Origin of the sequence: Acinetobacter sp. MYb10 (genome assembly GCF_002980175.2) — a bacterium.
GTDB classification, from domain to species: Bacteria; Pseudomonadota; Gammaproteobacteria; order Pseudomonadales; family Moraxellaceae; genus Acinetobacter; species Acinetobacter guillouiae.
Genome location: NZ_CP058272.1, coordinates 812,816 through 833,121, shown reverse-complemented (window position 1 = coordinate 833,121; position 20,306 = coordinate 812,816). Strand labels below are relative to the sequence as shown.

The 20,306-nt window shown below is 39.3% G+C and carries 20 protein-coding genes; 17 read left to right on the top strand and 3 right to left on the bottom strand.

The window, feature by feature from the left end:
* Positions 1 to 75: 75 nt before the first annotated feature.
* Positions 76 to 993 carry a pseudouridine synthase gene (locus CQZ96_RS04000; RefSeq protein WP_105712780.1) on the bottom strand — a complete coding sequence of 306 codons (918 nt, stop codon included), beginning with the start codon at positions 991 to 993 and terminating at the stop codon, positions 76 to 78.
* A 147-nt stretch (positions 994 to 1,140) separates the two neighbouring features.
* Here CQZ96_RS04000 and tsaE point away from each other — a divergent pair, with 147 nt between their 5' ends.
* From tsaE to hfq, 4 genes are all read left to right on the top strand, one after another.
* Positions 1,141 to 1,599: a tRNA (adenosine(37)-N6)-threonylcarbamoyltransferase complex ATPase subunit type 1 TsaE gene (gene tsaE, locus CQZ96_RS03995; RefSeq protein ID WP_105712779.1), complete on the top strand. Its 459-nt coding sequence runs from the start codon at positions 1,141 to 1,143 to the stop codon at positions 1,597 to 1,599.
* A 65-nt stretch (positions 1,600 to 1,664) separates the two neighbouring features.
* Entirely contained in the window at positions 1,665 to 3,674 is a 2,010-nt protein-coding gene (gene mutL / locus CQZ96_RS03990; protein WP_105712778.1) for a DNA mismatch repair endonuclease MutL, read from the top strand.
* A 6-nt stretch (positions 3,675 to 3,680) separates the two neighbouring features.
* A complete protein-coding gene (gene miaA / locus CQZ96_RS03985; RefSeq protein ID WP_105712777.1) occupies positions 3,681 to 4,625 on the top strand; it encodes a tRNA (adenosine(37)-N6)-dimethylallyltransferase MiaA in 945 nt (314 codons plus the stop codon).
* Positions 4,626 to 4,715: 90 nt separating this feature from the next.
* Positions 4,716 to 5,231: an RNA chaperone Hfq gene (gene hfq / locus CQZ96_RS03980; protein ID WP_105712776.1), complete on the top strand. Its 516-nt coding sequence runs from the start codon at positions 4,716 to 4,718 to the stop codon at positions 5,229 to 5,231.
* A 133-nt stretch (positions 5,232 to 5,364) separates the two neighbouring features.
* Here the strand turns inward: hfq and CQZ96_RS03975 are convergent, their stop codons facing one another.
* Positions 5,365 to 6,681, bottom strand: coding sequence for a peptidylprolyl isomerase (locus tag CQZ96_RS03975; RefSeq protein WP_004821208.1), 1,317 nt, complete (start codon positions 6,679 to 6,681; stop codon positions 5,365 to 5,367).
* A complete protein-coding gene (locus CQZ96_RS03970) occupies positions 6,681 to 9,131 on the bottom strand; it encodes an LPS-assembly protein LptD (RefSeq protein WP_105712775.1) in 2,451 nt (816 codons plus the stop codon). Before CQZ96_RS03970 ends, CQZ96_RS03975 begins: the two co-directional genes overlap by 1 nt.
* A gap of 119 nt (positions 9,132 to 9,250) precedes the next feature.
* Here CQZ96_RS03970 and CQZ96_RS03965 point away from each other — a divergent pair, with 119 nt between their 5' ends.
* The 13 genes from CQZ96_RS03965 to CQZ96_RS03905 all read left to right on the top strand — a co-directional run bounded on the left by CQZ96_RS03965 (position 9,251) and on the right by CQZ96_RS03905 (position 20,240).
* A complete protein-coding gene (locus CQZ96_RS03965) occupies positions 9,251 to 10,270 on the top strand; it encodes an aminoglycoside phosphotransferase family protein (protein WP_105712774.1) in 1,020 nt (339 codons plus the stop codon).
* Positions 10,267 to 10,956, top strand: a complete 690-nt coding sequence (murU, locus tag CQZ96_RS03960; protein ID WP_105712773.1) for an N-acetylmuramate alpha-1-phosphate uridylyltransferase MurU — start codon at positions 10,267 to 10,269, stop codon at positions 10,954 to 10,956. Before CQZ96_RS03965 ends, murU begins: the two co-directional genes overlap by 4 nt.
* Before the next feature lie 106 nt (positions 10,957 to 11,062).
* Complete coding sequence (gene rsmG, locus CQZ96_RS03955; protein WP_004720854.1) at positions 11,063 to 11,695, top strand: 16S rRNA (guanine(527)-N(7))-methyltransferase RsmG; 633 nt, start codon at positions 11,063 to 11,065, stop codon at positions 11,693 to 11,695.
* Positions 11,696 to 11,719: 24 nt separating this feature from the next.
* A complete protein-coding gene (locus CQZ96_RS03950) occupies positions 11,720 to 12,502 on the top strand; it encodes a ParA family protein (protein WP_004720853.1) in 783 nt (260 codons plus the stop codon).
* The gene (locus CQZ96_RS03945; RefSeq protein ID WP_004720851.1) at positions 12,499 to 13,389 is read left to right on the top strand and encodes a ParB/RepB/Spo0J family partition protein; all 891 of its coding nucleotides are present in this window, start codon (positions 12,499 to 12,501) and stop codon (positions 13,387 to 13,389) included. Before CQZ96_RS03950 ends, CQZ96_RS03945 begins: the two co-directional genes overlap by 4 nt.
* A gap of 35 nt (positions 13,390 to 13,424) precedes the next feature.
* The gene (locus CQZ96_RS03940) at positions 13,425 to 14,081 is read left to right on the top strand and encodes a MotA/TolQ/ExbB proton channel family protein (RefSeq protein WP_105712772.1); all 657 of its coding nucleotides are present in this window, start codon (positions 13,425 to 13,427) and stop codon (positions 14,079 to 14,081) included.
* On the top strand, positions 14,078 to 14,500 hold the full coding sequence (locus CQZ96_RS03935; RefSeq protein WP_056510829.1) for an ExbD/TolR family protein: 423 nt from the start codon (positions 14,078 to 14,080) through the stop codon (positions 14,498 to 14,500). Before CQZ96_RS03940 ends, CQZ96_RS03935 begins: the two co-directional genes overlap by 4 nt.
* 3 nt (positions 14,501 to 14,503) lie before the next feature.
* A complete protein-coding gene (gene msbA, locus CQZ96_RS03930; RefSeq protein ID WP_105712771.1) occupies positions 14,504 to 16,234 on the top strand; it encodes a lipid A export permease/ATP-binding protein MsbA in 1,731 nt (576 codons plus the stop codon).
* Positions 16,235 to 16,240: 6 nt separating this feature from the next.
* A complete protein-coding gene (gene lpxK, locus CQZ96_RS03925; RefSeq protein ID WP_105712770.1) occupies positions 16,241 to 17,257 on the top strand; it encodes a tetraacyldisaccharide 4'-kinase in 1,017 nt (338 codons plus the stop codon).
* A 4-nt stretch (positions 17,258 to 17,261) separates the two neighbouring features.
* Entirely contained in the window at positions 17,262 to 18,023 is a 762-nt protein-coding gene (gene kdsB, locus CQZ96_RS03920; protein WP_105712769.1) for a 3-deoxy-manno-octulosonate cytidylyltransferase, read from the top strand.
* Positions 18,024 to 18,090: 67 nt separating this feature from the next.
* Positions 18,091 to 19,071, top strand: a complete 981-nt coding sequence (locus CQZ96_RS03915; RefSeq protein ID WP_004720835.1) for a DNA polymerase III, delta' subunit — start codon at positions 18,091 to 18,093, stop codon at positions 19,069 to 19,071.
* A 26-nt stretch (positions 19,072 to 19,097) separates the two neighbouring features.
* Positions 19,098 to 19,439, top strand: a complete 342-nt coding sequence (locus CQZ96_RS03910; protein WP_004720833.1) for a PilZ domain-containing protein — start codon at positions 19,098 to 19,100, stop codon at positions 19,437 to 19,439.
* 27 nt (positions 19,440 to 19,466) lie between these two features.
* On the top strand, positions 19,467 to 20,240 hold the full coding sequence (locus CQZ96_RS03905; protein WP_004720827.1) for a TatD family hydrolase: 774 nt from the start codon (positions 19,467 to 19,469) through the stop codon (positions 20,238 to 20,240).
* The last annotated feature ends 66 nt before the right edge of the window (positions 20,241 to 20,306 follow it).

Here is a 20,306-nt window from a genome sequence, read left to right as displayed (position 1 = left end):
GCTTATTTTAATCAAAGCTTTCGGAATTTCAATGCTTAATCGTCAAAAAGTCATATATTTGTCATTACGTCAAAATTACAGTGTCAATTCATAGTCAGAACAAAAGAAATATTCGACTTGTGTAATCGGGTCAAGGAACTCAATTTTCTTGGCTAACAGCTGTAAGGGTTGTGAAAAATCAGCAGCATCTTTATGTAGAACTTGCGGGTAAAAAGGGTCATTTTTAATTGGAATATTTAACCAATTTAAATGTACTCGTAATTGATGTTGTTTACCTGTAGTCGGCTTTAGTAAGTATTTTGCCCAAATTTGATTGTGTTCAATTAGATCAATTTCGGTATATGAGTTTGATTTTCCCTCAACAACTTTCATAGTGTAAAAGGGTTCGCCCTTTTCCATTCTCAAGTCCACAGCACATGGAAATTTTAAATCAGTATTGAATTGAGCAATCGCTTGATAGGTCTTATTGACTTGCCTTTCAGCAAACATTTGTTGATATAAACCACGTGTTTGAGGCCGTTTAGAAAACAATACAATGCCAGCAGTTTCCCGATCTAAGCGATGGATTGGGGTGAGGTCTGGGTTGTTTGTGGTTTTTTTTAAACGAACTAATAAGGTTTCTTGTATATATTGCCCTGATGGGCTGATGGTTAAAAAGTGAGGCTTGTCTACGACAATTAAATCTTCATTTTCAAACAATATCTTTTCTTGAAATGGTACATGAATTTCATGGGTTAGAAATCGATAGTAGTAAAGATGGGTATTCTCTAGATAAGGCTGATCAACCGTTAATGCTTGACCTTGCATATCGATGATGAGTTGCTCTTGAAAACGTTGTTGCCATTCATTGGCTGAAATATGTGGAAAATGTTCACATAAATAACTGAATAAATTTTTAGGTAAAGCTGCTCGCTTGGGGAGATAAACTTTTGATGCAGTTACACCATCTCTCATTGGTGGTTGATATTCTGAAACAAGGGTGACGGGTTTCATAAGCGTATTTTTTATGCAGATAAGTTTAAAGTGAGTGCTCTAAGCGAGTTGGAAAGTATCAAAACATGATTTCTAAACAATGCAACATAGGTTTTAAAGTCACGCAATGCTATCATATTGTCTGGTTTGAATCATGTCGTGAGCGTTATGCAATATTCATATAAATTAAGTCTGAGCAATGAACAAGACACCGAAATGTTGGCACAAAAGTTAGCTCAACATATTGCAAAAGGCGTGATTTATTTAATCGGTGACTTGGGGGCAGGTAAAACCACACTTACACGCTATTGGTTGCAAAGTTTAGGTCATCAAGGTGCGGTTAAAAGTCCAACATATACCTTGGTGGAACCTTATAATATCAATGCGAAAGAGGTGTTTCATTTTGACTTATACCGTTTAAATGATCCTTATGAGCTTGAATTGATGGGTATTCGTGATTATTTAGAGGTCGAGAATGCTTTATTCTTATTTGAATGGCCTTCTAAGGGCGGTGATGAAATTCCACAGCCAGATCACGTCATTCGCATTTTAAAAACAGAAGATGAAGCTGCACGAGAAGTGGTCATTGAAAGTATTTCTGCTGAATTGATTGAAGCGTTGACTTGATCAATGTTTTCAGCATTTTAAGTCCATCATATATTTTAATTTATTTAAATTTTTAGGTTAATTGAATGCAACGCGAAGATATCAGTTTAAGACGTATCCAAAATCTAGATCCAGCACTGGCCAACCAAATTGCTGCAGGTGAGGTGATTGAACGACCATCATCGGTAGTAAAAGAGTTGCTTGAAAACTCGATTGATGCAGGTGCGACTGAGCTGATTATTCGTGTGGCAAATGGTGGCAGTACCCTGATTGAAATTATTGACAATGGTCGGGGTATTCACGCTGAGGATCTAGCACTTTCAGTCACCCGTCATGCAACCAGTAAAATTCAATCTGCTGAAGATTTACATGCAATTGTGAGTTTGGGCTTTCGTGGAGAGGCGCTTGCCTCTATCGCAGCGGTTTCGCGTTTAACCTTAACTAGTAGTCAGGATGATTCAGGTGTCGGTTACCAACTGGAAGTCAATGGTACAGCATTTGATCATCAAGATATTCAAGCTGTAGCAACCCAACAAGGTACACATATCCGTATTCAGGATTTGTTTTTTAATGTGCCTGCACGGCGTAAATTTTTAAAGAAACCAAGTACTGAATTTGGTCATATTGAAGAAATTGTACGTCGAATGGCACTTACGCATTTCGATATCCGCTTTGTTTTAGAACATAATGACAATATTCGTCTTAATTTACCGATTGCAGATAGTGGTGAGCTAAGATTTCAACGGGTACAGCAATTATTAGGTCGCCAATTCACTGAAAATGCTTACTGGATAGATGCAGACAGTATTAGCATGCGTTTATCAGGCTGGTTAGGACATCCTTCAGATGCGCGTGCACAAGCCGATTTGCAATATGTCTATGTGAATGGTCGTATCGTCAAAGATAAAACCATTTCTCATGCTTTGCGTATGGCATACGATGGTATTTTGCATGGACATCAACATGCAGCGTATTTGCTGTTTTTAGAAGTTGATCCTGAAAATATTGATGTGAATGTGCATCCAACTAAGCATGAAATTCGCTTCCTAAATCAACGTGAAGTACATGAGTTTGTACGACATTTTGCTAAAGACACCTTATCTCAATTCCAAACTGCAACTGCGGATTTGTCTTCTGCAATGAAGCAGGATGGCGCAAAAGAAAATCAAGCATTGCCAGCACAGCCACGTTATCAGGAACAATTTCATTTACATCGCAATGCGCCAGCTGAGCAAGATGTAAGTGATCAAAATAACCGAAGCAATTCAGATGGGTCTATACAGCATAGTGGTCTAACAGATTTTAGTGATGGACATGCCCAAACAGTCAATTATTCCCACTATGAACCACAACAGCAGTATCGTGGCACTCAACAACTCAATAACGCCTTGAAAAGCTATTTAGCTCCTTTACGTGAGTCTGGGGATGCTGATCAAGAATTAACAGATCAAGCGTCCTATGAGCGATCTGTACAAGAAATCCAAAATAAACAGGTCTATCAGGTTGATGAATATCCGTTGGGAATTGCAATAGCGCAATTACATGGAATTTATATTCTTGCACAGAATACGGAAGGCCTGATTATTGTCGATATGCATGCAGCGCATGAACGTATTCTGTTACAACAAATGAAATCTGCATGGGATAAACCAGAATTTTGGACCTCACAGCAGTTGCTTATTCCTAAAGTCATTTCGATTACCCGTATGCAGGCAACCCGTGTTGATGATTTAAAACCACAGTTGGAACGCTTAGGCCTAGAAATCGATCAATATGGTGATGATCAAGTGATTGTACGTGGTGTGCCTGCGATTTTACATAAAGCAGATTTTGAATCCTTGGTACCTGAATTACTCAATGATTTAGATCCAAATGATGAAGCGCAGGCGCTACAGCAAAAGCGTGATCAAATTTTAGCAGGCATGGCATGCCATGGTGCAGTGCGTGCTCATCGAATGCTGAGTCTTTCCGAAATGAATGCTTTGTTGCGTCAAATGGAACACACAGAATTTGCCAGTCAGTGTAATCATGGTCGACCAACATGGCGAGCATTTCCATTACCCCAATTAGATAAATTATTTGCTCGAGGAGAGTAGTTGTACATGTCAAATCAATTGCCCGTCATCAATTTAATGGGACCAACCGCAAGCGGTAAAACTGCTTTGGCATGTGAATTGTATGACCATGGGAATTATGAGCTTATTTCTGTAGATTCTGCCTTGGTCTATAAAGATATGGATATTGGTACTGCAAAGCCAACCAAAGCGGAGCAGGAGTGTTATCCGCATCATTTGATTGATATTATTACCCCACTAGAGGTTTATTCCGCTGCTGAATTTGTCGAGGATGCTTGTCAACTGATTGATGATATCCATGCACGCGGTAAAACACCTATTTTAGTTGGCGGTACAATGCTATATTTTAAAGCGTTGCTTGAGGGGCTCTCTACAAATTTACCAAGTGCTGATTACGAGATTCGTGCTGCGATTGAGTTAAAAGGTGAAACGGAAGGCTGGCAATCGGTGTATGATGAATTAAAATCTGTTGACGTATTGGCAGGTGAAAAATTTAAAGTCAGTGATAAGCAAAGAATCATTCGCGCTTTAGAGGTGTATAAAGTTACTGGTCGTCCGATTACTCAACTACAGGCGGAACAACCGAAGAATCAACCGTACCGATATGATTTTCATAATTATGCTTTATTGCCTGATCGCCTAGAGCTGCACAAGCGAATTGAACTTCGTTTGGAAAAAATGTGGGAAATCGGATTTTTAAATGAGGTTGAAAATCTTATGAAAAAATACGATCTCGAAGAAAATTTACCTTCTTCACGCTCTGTTGGATACCGACAAGCGATAGATTTTTTAAAAAACAGTGATTTGAGTCAAGAAAGTGAGCGTCAAATGAAGGATAAAGCACTATTTGCGACACGACAATTAGCAAAACGTCAATACACATGGTTACGATCTTTGCAAGAAACACACTCTTTTCAAACTTTTTTTACGATAAACCAAGCACAAGAAGACTTGCGAAACTTATACGGATAAAGCAAAATTTAACAACTACCTTTTTTATAAATTTTAATTGAAAAATAAAGGTAGTTTTTGCGCTGATTTTAATTTTTTTTGGAGTATAAAATGTCTAAAGGTCAAACTTTACAAGATCCGTTCTTAAATTCTCTCCGTAAAGAACGTATTCCTGTTTCTATTTTTCTTGTAAACGGTATTAAATTACAAGGTCATATTGAATCTTTTGACCAGTATGTTGTTTTGTTGAAAAACACAGTAAGCCAAATGGTTTATAAGCATGCTATTTCAACTGTAGTACCTGCACGTAATCCACGTCCTGCTGGTGCTCCTGCTGGTGCTCAAGGCGCTGCTGGCGGCTTCGGCGGTCAAGCTGGTGGCTTCGGCGGTCAAGCTGGTGGCTTCGGTGGTCAAGGTGGCTTTGGTGGTCAACAAGGCGGCTTTGGTGGTCAACAAGGCGGTTTCGGCGGTCAAGGTGGTTTCGGTAGTCAAGGTGGCTTCGGTGGTCAAGGTGGCTTCGGTGGTCAAGGCGGCTTCGGTGGTCAAGGCGGCTTCGGCGGTCAAGGTGCTGACTTTGGCGGCGAAACAAAATTTGAAGATTCACAAGAAGATGAAAACAATCGTTAATTTCTTGATTTAACAAGAACGATTGTAAAAGAGACGCCAAATTGGCGTCTCTTTTTTATTGGTGTTGCTAAATTTAGAGAGAAAAAAACCAGTGCAAAAGCACTGGTTTTTAATTTAACGACTCAGCACAGACTTAACTTTCATTTTTCTTTGGATCTAAGCTTGGATCTTTGATTTCAATGTAAGTATTTGCACGTAACTCTCTTAACCAGCCGTCATATTCTGATTCGAATTGACGTTCACCTAAAATTTGGCGAGCCATACGCTTTTGGTACTCTGAGGTCATATCTTGTTGACGTGTGCCTGTAACTTGGAGAATATGCCAGCCAAATTGAGTTTGAAATGGTTTACTGATTTCATTGACTGGCGAACTTTGCATGAGTTTGTCAAATTCAGGAACCATCATGCCAGGGCTTACCCAGCCAAGACTTCCGCCATCACGAGCAGAACCAGGGTCATTTGAATAGGTTGAAGCAAGCGTAGCAAAATCATCGCCCGCTTTTAAGCGGTTATAAATACTGTCAATGGTTTGCTTTGCATTTTCAGGGCTAACAACTTCTGATGTTTTAATCAGGATATGACGTGTATTAAATTGTGGAACTAAAGCTTTTTGCTCATTCGATTTTTTTTCTAATAATTTTAAAACATGAACGCCGTCTTTTGCTGGAATTAAGTCAGTGGTTTGTCCTGGCTCAAGAGTCGTAACACGTGCAGCAAGATCTGTTGGAATATCTGAAAGCGGACGGAAGCCCATATCAGCACCATCGACTTTAACTTGGGCTGTGCTAAATTTCTTTTCTATGCTTTTAACGTCATTACTATCTTTCAAGTCAGTACGAACTGCTTTTGCAATACTTTCTAACTCACTTGCAGGCGCTTCTCCTGAAATACGCATATGTAGTACATGGACTTGACTACCAACTGCAGCTTGACCTTCAGGTGATTTTAAGAAGTTTTCAACATCAAGGTCAGTGATCTTGATACGAGACATTACTTGTTGTTGACTCAATCGTTGAATGAGTAAATCTTCTGCAACACGGTTACGAAGTAATTCATAGGTACCGGGTGCAACAGCATCTAATTTTTTTTGAAAAGCTTCTAAAGAATTTGCACCAGATTGTTGGGCAACTTTCAATACGGCTTCATTTAAGCTTTTTTCATCTGCTTTTAAGCCATACTTCTTCACTTGTTCAAGCTGTGCATCATGGGTGATGAGCTGACTCAGTACTTGCTGTTGCAGAATGTTTTGTGGTGGGATTTCTTTCTTTTGTGCCTGAAGTCGATGTGTCGCTTCAGCAACACCTTGGTCTAAATCACTTTTTAAAATTGCTGTAGAACCAACAATTGCAATGATTTGGTCCTGCGGAGCAGCATAAACTGATACCGAGGTGGAGATGAGTAAAGCTAAGGTTGATGCTTTAAATAATTTTTTAAATTTTTGCGTCTTCATTAATGTGTCCAAGATTGATTAGCTTTATCAAAACCTAAAATACGATTTTCAAGTAATGAACTTAACTTGTTGTTCAAACCACCAAGTCCTTTTAGTGTGATCTCAGCCATCACTGCGCGTTTTGGCTTTGTATCAGGAAGAGAAACGTCATCTAGATCATTAAAGTATGAACGACCATAGACGGAAATTCCCCAACAACAAGATTCATAATTCACACCTAATAGATATTCGCGTGCGACATGGTTGTCAAGGTCATATTGAACATGCCCCATAATACGCCAGTTGTCTTTTACAGGCTGTATAAATGATGCAACTGCTTGATCATATTCTCGTTGACGGTCAGGAAGGTTATTGCGATAAAAATAACCGAGGTTATAAAGGTTTCCACGCTGGCCTGTATAATACAGTTGGAAGTCATGTTGTGCGCTATCACCATTTGACATCCACGCTGAGTTGGTACTCAGTGTGAAGTTTTGTGAAAGTTGGCTAGAAAGACTCAGCACAGGGCCGGTATGTTTTTCTCTGTCTAAATCATCAGTATTGTTAAGCAGTGTAACTTTTCGATCATCAAAATAATAACTTTGACCAATACTGGCTCTTAAACGTTCTAAGCCCACTGTATCAAATAAACTATAACTTAAGCCAAGCGATAAAAAGTTATTGTCTTCTAAGCGGTCGTGTCCATAAAAACGGTACGGGCTAAACAATTGATCATAGCTGATAGAAGCTGTAGTTGAATCAAAGTTTGGATATCCAGTTTGATTTTTATATGGTGCATAAGCGTAGAAAGCGCGAGGTGTAATGGTCTGAAGGAATTTTCCGTCCTTTTCAAAAGTTAAACCCGTATCCAAAGTAAATTGAGGAACAACAACAGATTTGTTTTTGCTATCTTGACTTTGGTTATTTAGGTTAAGTTGATCTACTGTAGTTTGATCATAGAAGGTATTTAAACTACGTACAGAAACTTCAGGAATTACAAAAGACCATGGATTACGGAAATTATAACGTGTCGCAAATTGGTTATATAAACGTGTACCACTCGGTTGGTTATTATAATCAGCATCGTTGATGTCTTTTTGGAAATACGCAGTATCGTTATTAAATTCGTATTCCAAACCTTGCGGATTTCCAGCGACATAGTTCAGTAAAAACTGTGGTAGGCGGGCATATGGCTTATCAACATCTTTGATGGTTTTATCAAGTGTTTGAAAGTCTTCAACTTTAAGCTGAGCTTTTAACCCAGGAATACCGTGATTATAGTTAAGTTCCCAAGCGCGGCGTTGGTTAAGCTCTGTGCGGGAATTTGGATTGCTATCTAGATCCGAGAAGAAGTCTTTATCAGAAACATAGTTATATTCTAAATTGGTTGACCACTGTTTGGTGATATCCCACTTGTGTAGGAAATGGAGGTCTTTACGATCTTCATCATTATAGTCGCGGTCAGAGGGTAAGTAACTTCCCCAAACGCTACCAGCACCAAAGTTCTCAGTTAAGTAGCGAAATTCACCTTGAGCCATAAGACCACGGTCAGTAATCAGTCGTGGTGTAATGGTGGCATCATAATTAGGTGCCAAATTTAAATAAACAGGAACTGCGAGTTCAAAACCGCCATCATTGGTAAAGCCGAAACTCGGGCTTAAAATCCCGGTTGTACGGCGGTCATCGATCGGGAAGTTAAAGTATGGAACTGCGAGTACAGGCACATCCTTAACATAAAGTTTAGTGCCGCGCGTTACACCACGACCAGTATCTTGATCCAATTCAATTTTATTGGCCTGAATTTTCCAAGTGGGTTTTTCATCAGGTGGGCAGGTGGTATAGGTTGCATTTTCAAGGATGATATTGGTTGGTGAGGTTCTTTCTATTTTTTCTGCATGACCATGTGCGTGAGTCAATTCTGCAATATAGAAACTATTATTTAATTGCCCAGTTTCATCTTTAAGGTTGTAATCGATCTGATCACTCTGCGCGATAATACCACCTTGCGCCATTTGTACATTGCCTTTCGCTTTGGCGAAAGTTTGTGTTTTATCAATGGTCACTTCATCAGCACGGATCATGCGTCCAGATTGATCAATGACCACATCACCAGACAGAAAGGAGTCGCCATTGGGATTGTAATACCCATTATCTGCGGTAATCACAGATGAGGCTTCTTCTGGATTTGTCGATTTAGCTTGAGTACTAAAAGGCGTTACCCAGACACCTTCACAATAACGGGTACTTGGATTTTTTAAATCACGTACCTGTGCTTCAGGTGAGTTTTTGTCCACATAATATTGTTCAAAGAAATTTTGCCCTGCAAAGCTTTCTTTGATGGCTGCATTCAGTTGCTTATTATTAACTTCAGAAACAGTGTCTGTCGATTCAGCATAGCTGGATACTGAACTTCCACAAAGAAGTGTCAAAATAGCAGTCGCTAAAGGATTAAATTTAAACTGATGCTTCATTTGTCTCATTAACCAAATATGCTAATCGCAATTAATTATTGTCGCATCATAGAGAAAAAGTCGATAAGTAGCTACACTTAGCACTTCAAAAATTCAGCCTGAATTAGATTAAATTGCAAATGAATACACAACGTGAACAATTGATACAAACATGGTTAACATCTGTACTCAGTTCAGATCAATTTGAAATCAATTTTTTAGCAGGCGATGCGAGTTTCCGTCGTTATGCACGAATTACCTTGAATAATAAAACATTTATGCTTATGGATGCACCTCCTGAGAAGGAAGATTGTCGTCCTTTTGTTGCGATTGATGAATTCTTTGACACAAATGGGGTGCGTGTACCTCATATTGTTGCCAAGGACTTAGATCAAGGTTTGTTGCTACTTGAAGATTTTGGCGATGTATTGCTATCTACACAATTGAATGATCAAACGGTAGATGCACATTATGCGCAAAGTTTTAAGCAGTTGGTGCAGTTACAGTCTATTGCTACTGCTTCATCACAATTGCCAGCATATGCCTATGAAAAGTTGATTTCAGAAATGGAATTGTTAACGGATTGGTTGTTACCATCATTAGCAATCCAAGTGACAGATGAAGAACATGCGTTAATTAAAAGAACTTTTGCTATCCTTGCCAATGCCGCTTTGGCACAACCTCAAGTAATCGTACATCGTGATTTCCATAGTCGTAATCTGATGATTCTTGAAGGTGAGAAAGACCAAGGCGTGATTGATTTTCAAGACGCAGTGATCGGTGCGGATACTTATGACTTGATTTCTATTACCCGTGATGCCTACGTACAGTGGGGTCCTGAGCGTGTGTATGCGTGGTTTAAAGTATTTTATGACTTATTGCCAGAATCTGCGAAGCAAGATCGTGATTTTGATCAATTCAAACAAGATGCTGACTTTATGGCAATTCAGCGCCATATCAAAATTTTAGGTATTTTCGTTCGTTTGTTTGAGCGTGATGGTAAGTCTGGTTATCTCAAGGACTTGCCTCGTGTCATGTGGTATTTACTGGAAGAGGCAAAACCTTACCCAGAATTACAATCGTTTATGCATTTTATCCATGCACGGGTTTTGCCGAAATTTGAAGAAAAATATGGCACATATGAGGTAGTTGCAGCATGAAAGCGATGATTTTAGCTGCTGGTCTAGGCAATAGAATGCGACCTTTGACCCTCTATAAGCCAAAGCCTTTATTGGAAGTAGGCGGCAAAGCACTAATTGTATGGCATATTGAAAAATTAAAAAAAATTGGTGTGACTGAAATCGTGATTAACTCTGCATGGTTGGCAGATATTCTGATTGGCACCTTGGGGGATGGCTCACAATTTGGTGTGACTATACGCTGGACGCGTGAAGATGAGGGCTTGGAAACTGCAGGTGGGATTATCAATGCCTTAGCACTTCTCGGTGATCAACCTTTTATTCTGGTCAATGGCGATGTATGGACCACTTTTGATTTTGGATCATTATTAGATATCAATCTTGCCGATGATCTTGCGCATTTGGTTTTTGTTAATAATCCTGAACAGCATCCTCAGGGCGATTTTACCTTGGCAAATGGTCGCGCTTATACCTTTGATCAAAATCAGCAAGGTGAAAATTTAACTTACAGTGGTGTCGCTGTGATCAACCCAAAAATGTTTGATGGTCTGGAGCATGGTAAAAGACCGCTTGCACCCTTGCTTAAACAAGGCATGCTAGATGGTAAAATCTCTGCTGAGAAAATGCAGGCAGCGTGGGTTGATGTGGGTACACCTGAACGTTTAACAGCCTTGGATTTGCAAATAAGACAGGGTGAGTATATTTAAGTGAGGATAAATACGCCTAAGTGCGTATTAACTCATCGTTAACTACTGTTCCACGGGCGAGAAATAGGTATACTTTCAGCTAACTTTTTAGAGATGTTATTTGATCATGCATCCATTTTTTCAAGAGTTAAAGCAAGGCAGTCTAAAGCTTGGCTTAAAACTTAGTGATGAAGCATTAGGATTATTGTTGCAATATCAAGATGCACTCGTCCTGTGGAACAAAGCTTATAACTTAACAGCGATTCGCGATCCAAAAGAAATGTTGGTTAAACATTTATTGGATAGCTTAAGTATTTTAAATGATTTACCCGCTGGTCGTTTACTCGATATTGGTACTGGCGGGGGCATGCCAGGGATGATCATTGCACTGTGCCAACCTGAACGCCAATGTGTTTTGTTGGATTCAAATGGTAAGAAAATTCGTTTTCTGAAACAGTTTATTGCAGATTTAAAACTAAAAAATGTTGTCGCAGTTCAGACACGTGTAGAAAATGAAGATAGTATCCATGATCTAGGGCAATTTGATGTGATCACCAGTCGTGCATTTGCTTCATTGACAGATTTTGTGACAGCTTCAGAACCTTATATGCATGAACGCAGTATCATTGCGTCAATGAAAGGTTTGATTCCCACTGAAGAAGTTGATGCTTTAAAAGACAAGTGGAGTTGTGACATTATTGAATTGCATGTACCTCGGTTGGACGAACAACGTCATTTACTTTTATTAAAACAGATTTAAAACAGACTAAGGGTTGGGGTTACCATGGCTCAAATTATTGCTATCGCAAACCAGAAAGGTGGCGTAGGTAAAACCACGACAGCCGTGAATTTGGCTGCCTCTTTGGCAGTGTTGAAAAAGCGTGTTTTATTGGTGGATATGGACTCACAGGGTAATGCTACCATGGGGTCGGGTATTCAAAAAAATGATTTGTTGTATTCAGTCACCGATGTACTTCTGGGTGAAGTACCGATTGAAACTGCAATTAGTAAAGCTGAAGTCGGTTATAAAGTGCTTGGCTCAAATCGTGATTTGGCAGGTGTTGAATTGGCAATCGCAGAGCAAGATGGACGTGAGTTTATTTTGCGTAATGCTTTACAGCAGATTGAAAAAGACTTTGATTATATTATTGTTGATTGTGCACCAAGTTTAAGTTTAATTACGGTCAATGCTTTAGCCGCAGTCGATGCAGTGATTATTCCAATGCAATGTGAGTATTATGCATTAGAAGGATTGGCAGATCTGACCCAGACTATTGATAAAATTCAGCAGGCGTTAAACCCTGAATTGGAAATTATTGGGGTGCTTCGTACCATGTATGATGCGCGTAATGCACTCACTCGAGATGTTTCTGCCGAATTAGAACAGTATTTTGGTAAGAAACTTTATGATACAGTGATTCCGCGTAATGTGCGGTTGGCCGAAGCGCCAGCACATGGATTACCGATTATTTATTTTGAGAAAAGCTCTAAAGGTGCAATTGCATATTTAAATTTAGCAGCTGAAATGTTGAAAAAGAGTAAAGTGAAAAAAGGAAATAAAGCATGACCGTGAAAAAAAGAGGGTTGGCAAAGGGTCGTGGCTTAGATGCATTATTAGGTTCAATCCAAAAAGAAAAATTACAACTTGAAGTTCAAGCATTGGATCATGGCCAATTAAAACAGATGGATGTAACCCAATTAAAACGTGGTGCATATCAACCCCGTCGGTTTATTGGTGAGCAAGATTTACAAGAACTTGCAGCGTCAATTAAAAAACATGGTGTAATGCAGCCGATTGTGATTCGTCCGATTGAAAATGACGAAACTCCCTATGAAATCATTGCAGGTGAACGTCGCTGGCGTGCTGCGCAATTGGCGGGTTTAACTGAAATCCCTGCAATTGTACGTGATTTGACCGATCAGGTTGCGATTGCCTTGGCATTGATCGAAAACATTCAGCGTCAAGATTTAAACCCTGTTGATCAAGCGTTGGCATTACAACGCTTCCATGAAGAATTTGGGCTTAGTCATCAAGAAATTGCGGATACCGTAGGTAAAGCACGTACTACCGTGAGTAACCTATTGCGTTTATTAAGCCTAGAAGATGAAATCAAAGATTTAATGCAGCAAGGTTTGTTAGACATGGGACACGCCCGTGCGATACTGACACTAAAAGCTAAAGATCAATTGCAAATTGCAAAAATTGTGATTGATAAGAGTTTATCTGTTCGTCAAACCGAGCAGTTGGTGCGTGATTGGAATACACCAAAGCAGGAAAAATCTAAAGACCCACTCGCACCAGATGTACAACAACTGACTCAGAAACTGTCAGAGCGTTTTAGTGCCAGTGTAAAATTAGACTATAACAAACAGGGTAAAGGCAAGCTGGTCATCAGTTATAACTCGCTTGATGAGTTAGATGGAATTTTAAATATCTGTTTACCAGAACAATAATGTTTAAGCGATTTAATTAATTTGGGGAACTAAAGATGTGGGAACTTGTTAAAGCCGGCGGTTGGTTAATGCTGCCATTGGTTTTATGTTCAATTTTTACTGTTGCGATTTCAATCGAGAGATTTATACGGCTGAAACGATCTTTAGTTCTACCTAAGTCGCTTATGATGCAAAAAGGCCGCAATGTTGACGATGTTTTAGATGAAATGGAACAAGATCAAGCGGTTTGCCAAACGGCATTGGGTTATATTTTTAAAGATGGTATCGATGCTTACGCTCAAGGTGAAGCATATGCACGTGCTCAGATGGAAGCGACTGCTTCACGCGAAATTGGGTATTTAGAAAAAAATATCAATTTCTTAGGTACATTGAGCGCTGTTGCACCGTTATTGGGCCTGTTGGGTACAGTGATTGGGATTATCGAATCCTTTTTAGTCATTGATTTAGGTACGAATGCCAATCCAACCATGATGATTCCAGGTATTTCTAAGGCATTAATTACCACAGCTGCTGGTATGGTGATTGCTATTCCAGCACTATTTGCCTACCGTTATTTTCAGCGCCTAGTTCAGGAATATGTGGCTGAACTCGAGCAACAGTCGACTTTATTTCATGCCGCCTTATTTTTTCAGAAACACCTTGAAAATGAAAAAAAGAAAGCTGGTGAAATCCGTTTTAGGGGTGTTTCATGAAATTTAGACGCAGAACAGTTGAAGATATTCATATCAATCTTACGCCATTGATTGATTGCTTGTTATTTATATTGGTGATTTTATTACTGACCACCACCTTTAACCAGCAAAGCCGGATCAATCTTTCTTTACCGGATGCACAAGGTGTTCCGCCAAAAGAATACAAAAATAAAATTGAAGTCATGGTAGACTCGGCAGGACATTATGCAGTAAATGGGCAGGCACTTTCGAGTAAAGAGTCGGCTGATTTAAGTACTGCAATTAAGCATGCAGCAAATGATAATCGTGATCTGATGTTTGTGATAGCTGCAGATGCTAAAGCGACGCATCAAGATGTTATTCGAGTGATGGACGTCGCAGGACAGCTAGGTTTCGTTAACATCAATATCAGTACCAAAGTTCCATCTCGAGGTTATTAATTAGTGAATCAGGATTTTAAGGTCTATGTCCGTCTTTTGGCATATTTAAAGCCGTATTGGGGGGCAGCCTTACTCGTTATTATTGGATTTGGCATAAATGCGGCAACTGAAGTTTCTGTAGCGAAATTACTCAAGTATATTATTGATGCAATTCAAGGTGGTAATCGTGGTGATCTTGATTGGTTCCCAGCACTGATTATTCTATTGATATTCTTCCGTGGCTTAGGTTTGTTTATGGGAGGCTACTTTACTGCAGTCATCTCAAGAAGTTTGGTATTTAGTATTCGCCAAGAAGTTTATGCCAAACTGTTAAAACTACCAGCACAGTATTACTTGGATAATTCATCTGGCCATATCACTGCAAAAATTATGTATAACGTTGAGCAGTTAACCGCAGCTTCCTCTGAATCATTAAAAACATTAATTCGTGATGGCGCAATTGCTTTAGGTTTATTGGGTTATCTACTGTATACCAATTGGCGTTTAACTTTATGTATTTTTATCTTTATGCCGATTATTGGCTTATTGGTACGTAAAGCTTCAAAACGTATGCGTAAACTCTCTATTCAAGTACAAAATACGATGGGGGATGTCAACCATATTGTACAAGAAACAGTCAGTGGTAATGCTGTTGTAAAGAGTTTTGCAGGTGAAGAAAGTGAACAACAACGTTTCTATAAGTCGTCAGAAGAAAACTTAAAACGTGGCTTGAAAATGGTGGTTGTACAAAACCTAAATAGTCCACTGGTACAATTGGTCATGGCTTTTGCTCTGGGTATCATTATTTGGTTGGCATTACGTCCACAAATTTTAGGCGATACTTCGGCTGGCGAGTTCGTTGCTTATATCACAGCAGCAGGGCTATTGGCGAAACCTATTAAAAACTTAACGGATATTAATGAAAAATTACAACGTGGTATTGCTGCGGCATATTCCGTATTTGAAGTCCTAGATTTGCCACATGAAGAAAATACTGGAACGTTAACGCCAAAATTATTGGGTGATATCAAGTTTGATCATGTGTCTTTGATTTATAAAAATAATGTAAAAGCAATTGATGATTTGTCATTAGACATACAAGCAGGCCAAACCATTGCTTTGGTTGGGCGTTCAGGTGCTGGTAAGTCATCTTTGGTGAATATGTTGGTACGCTTTCAGGAAATTAGCGCAGGGCAGATTTATCTAGATCAATTGCCTATTCAAGATATTGAACTCAGTTGTTTACGTACTCAAGTTGCAATGGTCAACCAGCAAGTGGTTTTATTTGATCGAACAGTGCGTGAAAATATTGCATATGGTCAGTTAGAAAAAGCATCCGATGAAGCCATTATTGCCGCTGCTAAAGCAGCCTATGCACATGACTTTATTATGGAGTTACCAAATGGTTATGACACACCTTTGGGCGCGCAAGGCTTAAGTCTTTCTGGTGGTCAACGTCAACGTATTGCCATTGCACGTGCAATCCTTAAAAATGCACCAATTCTTATCCTTGATGAAGCCACCAGTGCTTTAGATAATGAGTCTGAACACTTTATTCAAAAAGCATTTGATGAAGCGATGCTTGATCAAAATCGAACCACGATTGTGATCGCTCACCGTCTATCCACAATTGAGAAAGCGGATAAGATTGTGGTTATGGATAAAGGGCGTATCATAGAGCAAGGTACTCATACGGAGTTATTAGCGAAGCATGGCGCTTACTATCAATTGTATGAACGTAACTTTGAGGAATAATCGAACATGTCTATTGCGCAAATCATTCAAGATGCTTGGAATAAACAGTCCAAGTGGTTGATTGCATTGCGGCCATTGTCATGGTTATATCAATTCGGTTTTACGGTAAATAAGCAACTGTATCAAAAAGGTATAAAAAAAACCTATAAAGCACCTGTCCCAGTGATGATTATTGGAAATATTACTGTGGGCGGGAGTGGGAAGACACCGTTATTGATTCAGTTGGTTAAATATTTGCAACATCAGCATGTTCGTGTTGGTGTAATTAGTCGTGGTTATGGCGGTCAAGGGCCTTTTCCTGCACTGGTTACTTTAGATTCTGTGCCTGATCAAGTGGGCGATGAACCCTGTTTAATTGTTCAGTCTACTGAGGTTGCCATGGTGGTGGGTGGCAATCGCCAAGCCAATATTGAGTTACTACTGCAACATTACCAGCTTGATTTAATCATCAGTGATGATGGTTTACAGCATTGGGCTTTAGCGCGTCAAATCGAATGGATTGTACTGGATAATAACCGTGGTTTGGGCAATCAGAAACTGCTTCCTGAAGGTTATTTGCGCGAGCCTGTGAGCCGTTTAAAACACGGTACCGTGATTGAGCATGCGCATCAGCCGCATTCAGCTCTAAATATGCATTTAGAAGTGACAGAACCTTATCTATTAAATCCAAGTTTTGACCAATCTGAACAGTTTGATCCTACACTTGATTATTATGCAGTTGTTGGAATTGGTTTTCCTCAACGCTTTTATAATACCTTGGAAAGTATAGGTGTAACTCAATTTCAATGTCATGAATTTCCAGACCATTATGATTATGAAATTGATGATTTACAGTTTGAAGATAACAATCCGATTATCACCACTGAAAAAGATGCAGTAAAGCTTTTACCATTATTGAAAAATCATTCTACATTTAGTCGTGAGATTTGGGTGGTTCCAGTGGGAGCGGTCTTGTCTGATGAATGTTATCTATTACTCAACCAACAGCTTACTCAACTTGGTATTGATCTAATACAAGGTTAATTTGATGAAACATATTGTTATTCCTGCGCGTTTTGCGAGTTCACGTCTTCCGGGTAAACCGCTTTTAGAAATTCATGGACGAGCCATGATTTTACGTGTGGTTGATCAAGCAAAAAAAGTACAGGGGTTTGATGATCTTTGTGTGGCAACAGATGACCCACGTATTGCTGCGCTTTGCCGAGCAGAAGGTGTGGATGTTGTGATGACTGATCCGAGTCATCCTTCAGGCACAGATCGTTTAAGTGAAGTTGCTCGGATCAAAGGTTGGAATGCTGAGGATATTATTGTGAATGTACAGGGCGATGAGCCTTTGTTGCCTGCACAATTGGTGATTCAAGTTGCGGAGTTGCTAGCACAGAAAGCAGATTGTTCAATGTCGACCTTATGTGAGTCGATACATCAGCTTGACGAGTTTCAGCGTGACAGCATCGTGAAAGTGGTGATGTCAAAGTTCAATGAAGCGCTTTATTTCAGTCGTGCACAAATTCCTTATGATCGAGAGGGGGTTAAACAGGCTGAGCAAAAGCCACATCAGCATGCTTATCGCCATTTGGGCTTATATGCTTACCGTGTCAAGCTTTTACAAGAATATGTCACTTGGGATATGGGTGTTTTGGAACAGTTGGAAAGTTTAGAGCAATTACGCGTTTTAGAAAATGGACATCGTATTGCGATTGATATCGCACAAGTAAACTTACCACCAGGTGTCGATACTCAAACAGATTTGGATCGCTTAAACGCCTTAGATGTAGCGGTTTTTGAATAGTTTGTCTTTGCATTATTTATATTTACGTCACTTGTTTTTACCTCACTTGTATTTAGGTTTTTGATTCATGGATGCTTCTAATTCTCAGGTTTATCCTTGGCAGCAACAGACATGGGAAACCTTAACAGGTCGCTTTCCAAAATTAGGGCATGGTTTATTGTTCTATGGTAAAAAAGGCTGTGGTAAACATGCATTTACCCAACATTTTTTATCATGGGTTTTGTGTTTAAATAAAACACCACAAGGTGCTTGTGGAGAGTGCGCAAGTTGCCAGTGGCTCAAATCGGATACCCACCCTAACTATGTTAATATCACGACCGATGAAGAGAATAAGAAGCAAAACGCGAAAATTAAGATCGAGAAGATCCGTGATTTACTACCATTTGTGCAGCAAACAGTAGATGGTTGGCGCGTTATTGTGATTGAACCTGCAGAAGCTTTAAACATTGCTTCTGCAAATGCATTATTAAAAACACTAGAAGAGCCAGGTGATCGGGTACAGATTATCTTACTTGCAGAACATTATCTAAAGCTGCCTGCAACGATTCGTAGTCGGTTACAGCACTTTGCAATGGATCGTATTAGCCCCACGCTTTCAGAACAATATTTGCAACAGCATTTACCAAGTGAAATGCATTCTAAAATTAACTTGTTGATGAATTTATCCAATAACATGCCATTGCAAGCATTGGCGCTTGCTGAGCTGGATTGGTTAAACCGACGTGGGGAATTTTTACAAGATTGGCAAAAACTGGTCAGTCAAAAAAGCATGCCTTTACAGTTCGCTTCAAAATGGAATAAAGAACTGAGCTTTTATGATTTTTTACAAATGTTTGAATACTTGTTGTCAGATATAATTTGTGTCAAGCTGAATCAAGTTGTAAAGAATTCAGATTTGCAGTTGGATGAGCTTGCAGCGCAGTATCAATTGCAAACTTTGTTCTCTATTTATGAGGATTTACAACAATCTAAGCTAAAAGTTGATCAAAATGTACAAACAAATCTAATTATTGATCAATTGTCGATTCAGTTAATGAATGTGACATAAAATTTGAATATTCAGGGGGAATAATCATGCAACCACGTATGGGCGGTTTGATTCAAGTCAACATCAATGATCGTGCAACCTTACAAGCCAGTTATATGCCTTATATTTTAGGTGGTGGCTTATTTGTACCATCAAAGAATGCTGTAAAAATGGGCGATGAAGTTTTCGTATTGGCAGGTTTGCCAGATCAATCACAGAAAGTTCCTTTAACAGGGAAAGTGATTTGGATTTCGCAAAAGCAAAATGGAATTAAGCCACAAGGTTTTGCAATTCAACTCACTGGCGAAAAAGGCATCTATTACAAAATGGAAGCAGAAAAACTACTCGCAGGCAGTATGTCTTTAGACCGTCCTAGCTTTACAATGTAAGCCAATTTTCAATATTTAGGAATTTCTGTGTTTGTTGATACGCATTGCCATTTAACCATGTTAAATCTTGAACCTTATGCTGGGGATCTCGATGCCGCATTACAACAAGCAAGAGATGCTGGTGTGTCCAAATTTATGGGGATTTCTGTAGATTTGGATGACCATATCGCACTTGCAGAAATTGCCGCAAGACATTCAGATGTGGGCTATAGTGTTGGTGTGCACCCATGTGAAGATCCTGCAGTGATGCAACGTGCAAGTGTTGAAAAACTGGTTGAATTGGCGCAGGCTGAAAAAGTTTGGGCCTTGGGTGAAACAGGTTTGGATTATTTTCATAGTACTGAATTTATTGCTGAACAAAAAGCCTGTTTTGCACGACATATTCACGCATCGCAACAGCTTAAAAAACCTGTAGTTGTCCATACCCGTTCAGCAAAGCATGAAACTGTAGACATTATTCGGGCTGAAAAATCAACACATGGTATTTTGCATTGTTTTACAGAGGATTGGGAGACTGCAAAGGCGGTTTTAGATTGTGGCTACTATATTTCCTTCTCTGGGATTGTTTCATTTAAAAATGCGCAAGATTTAAGAGATGTTGCAAAGCAGGTACCTTTAGATCGCTTGTTGATTGAAACGGATAGTCCTTATTTGGCGCCGATGCCTTATCGAGGAAAACCGAATGAACCAAAATACGTTCCTTATGTAGCCAAAGCGCTGAGTGATGTATATGATAAAACGCTTGAAGAGATCGCTTTCATTACCACACAAAATTTTGAAAATCTGCTTCAACAAAAGTGATTGAAAAGCACTGATTTAAAAAGCAATCAATAGAAGTGCGTCAATTTATTAACGGATAGAATTAAC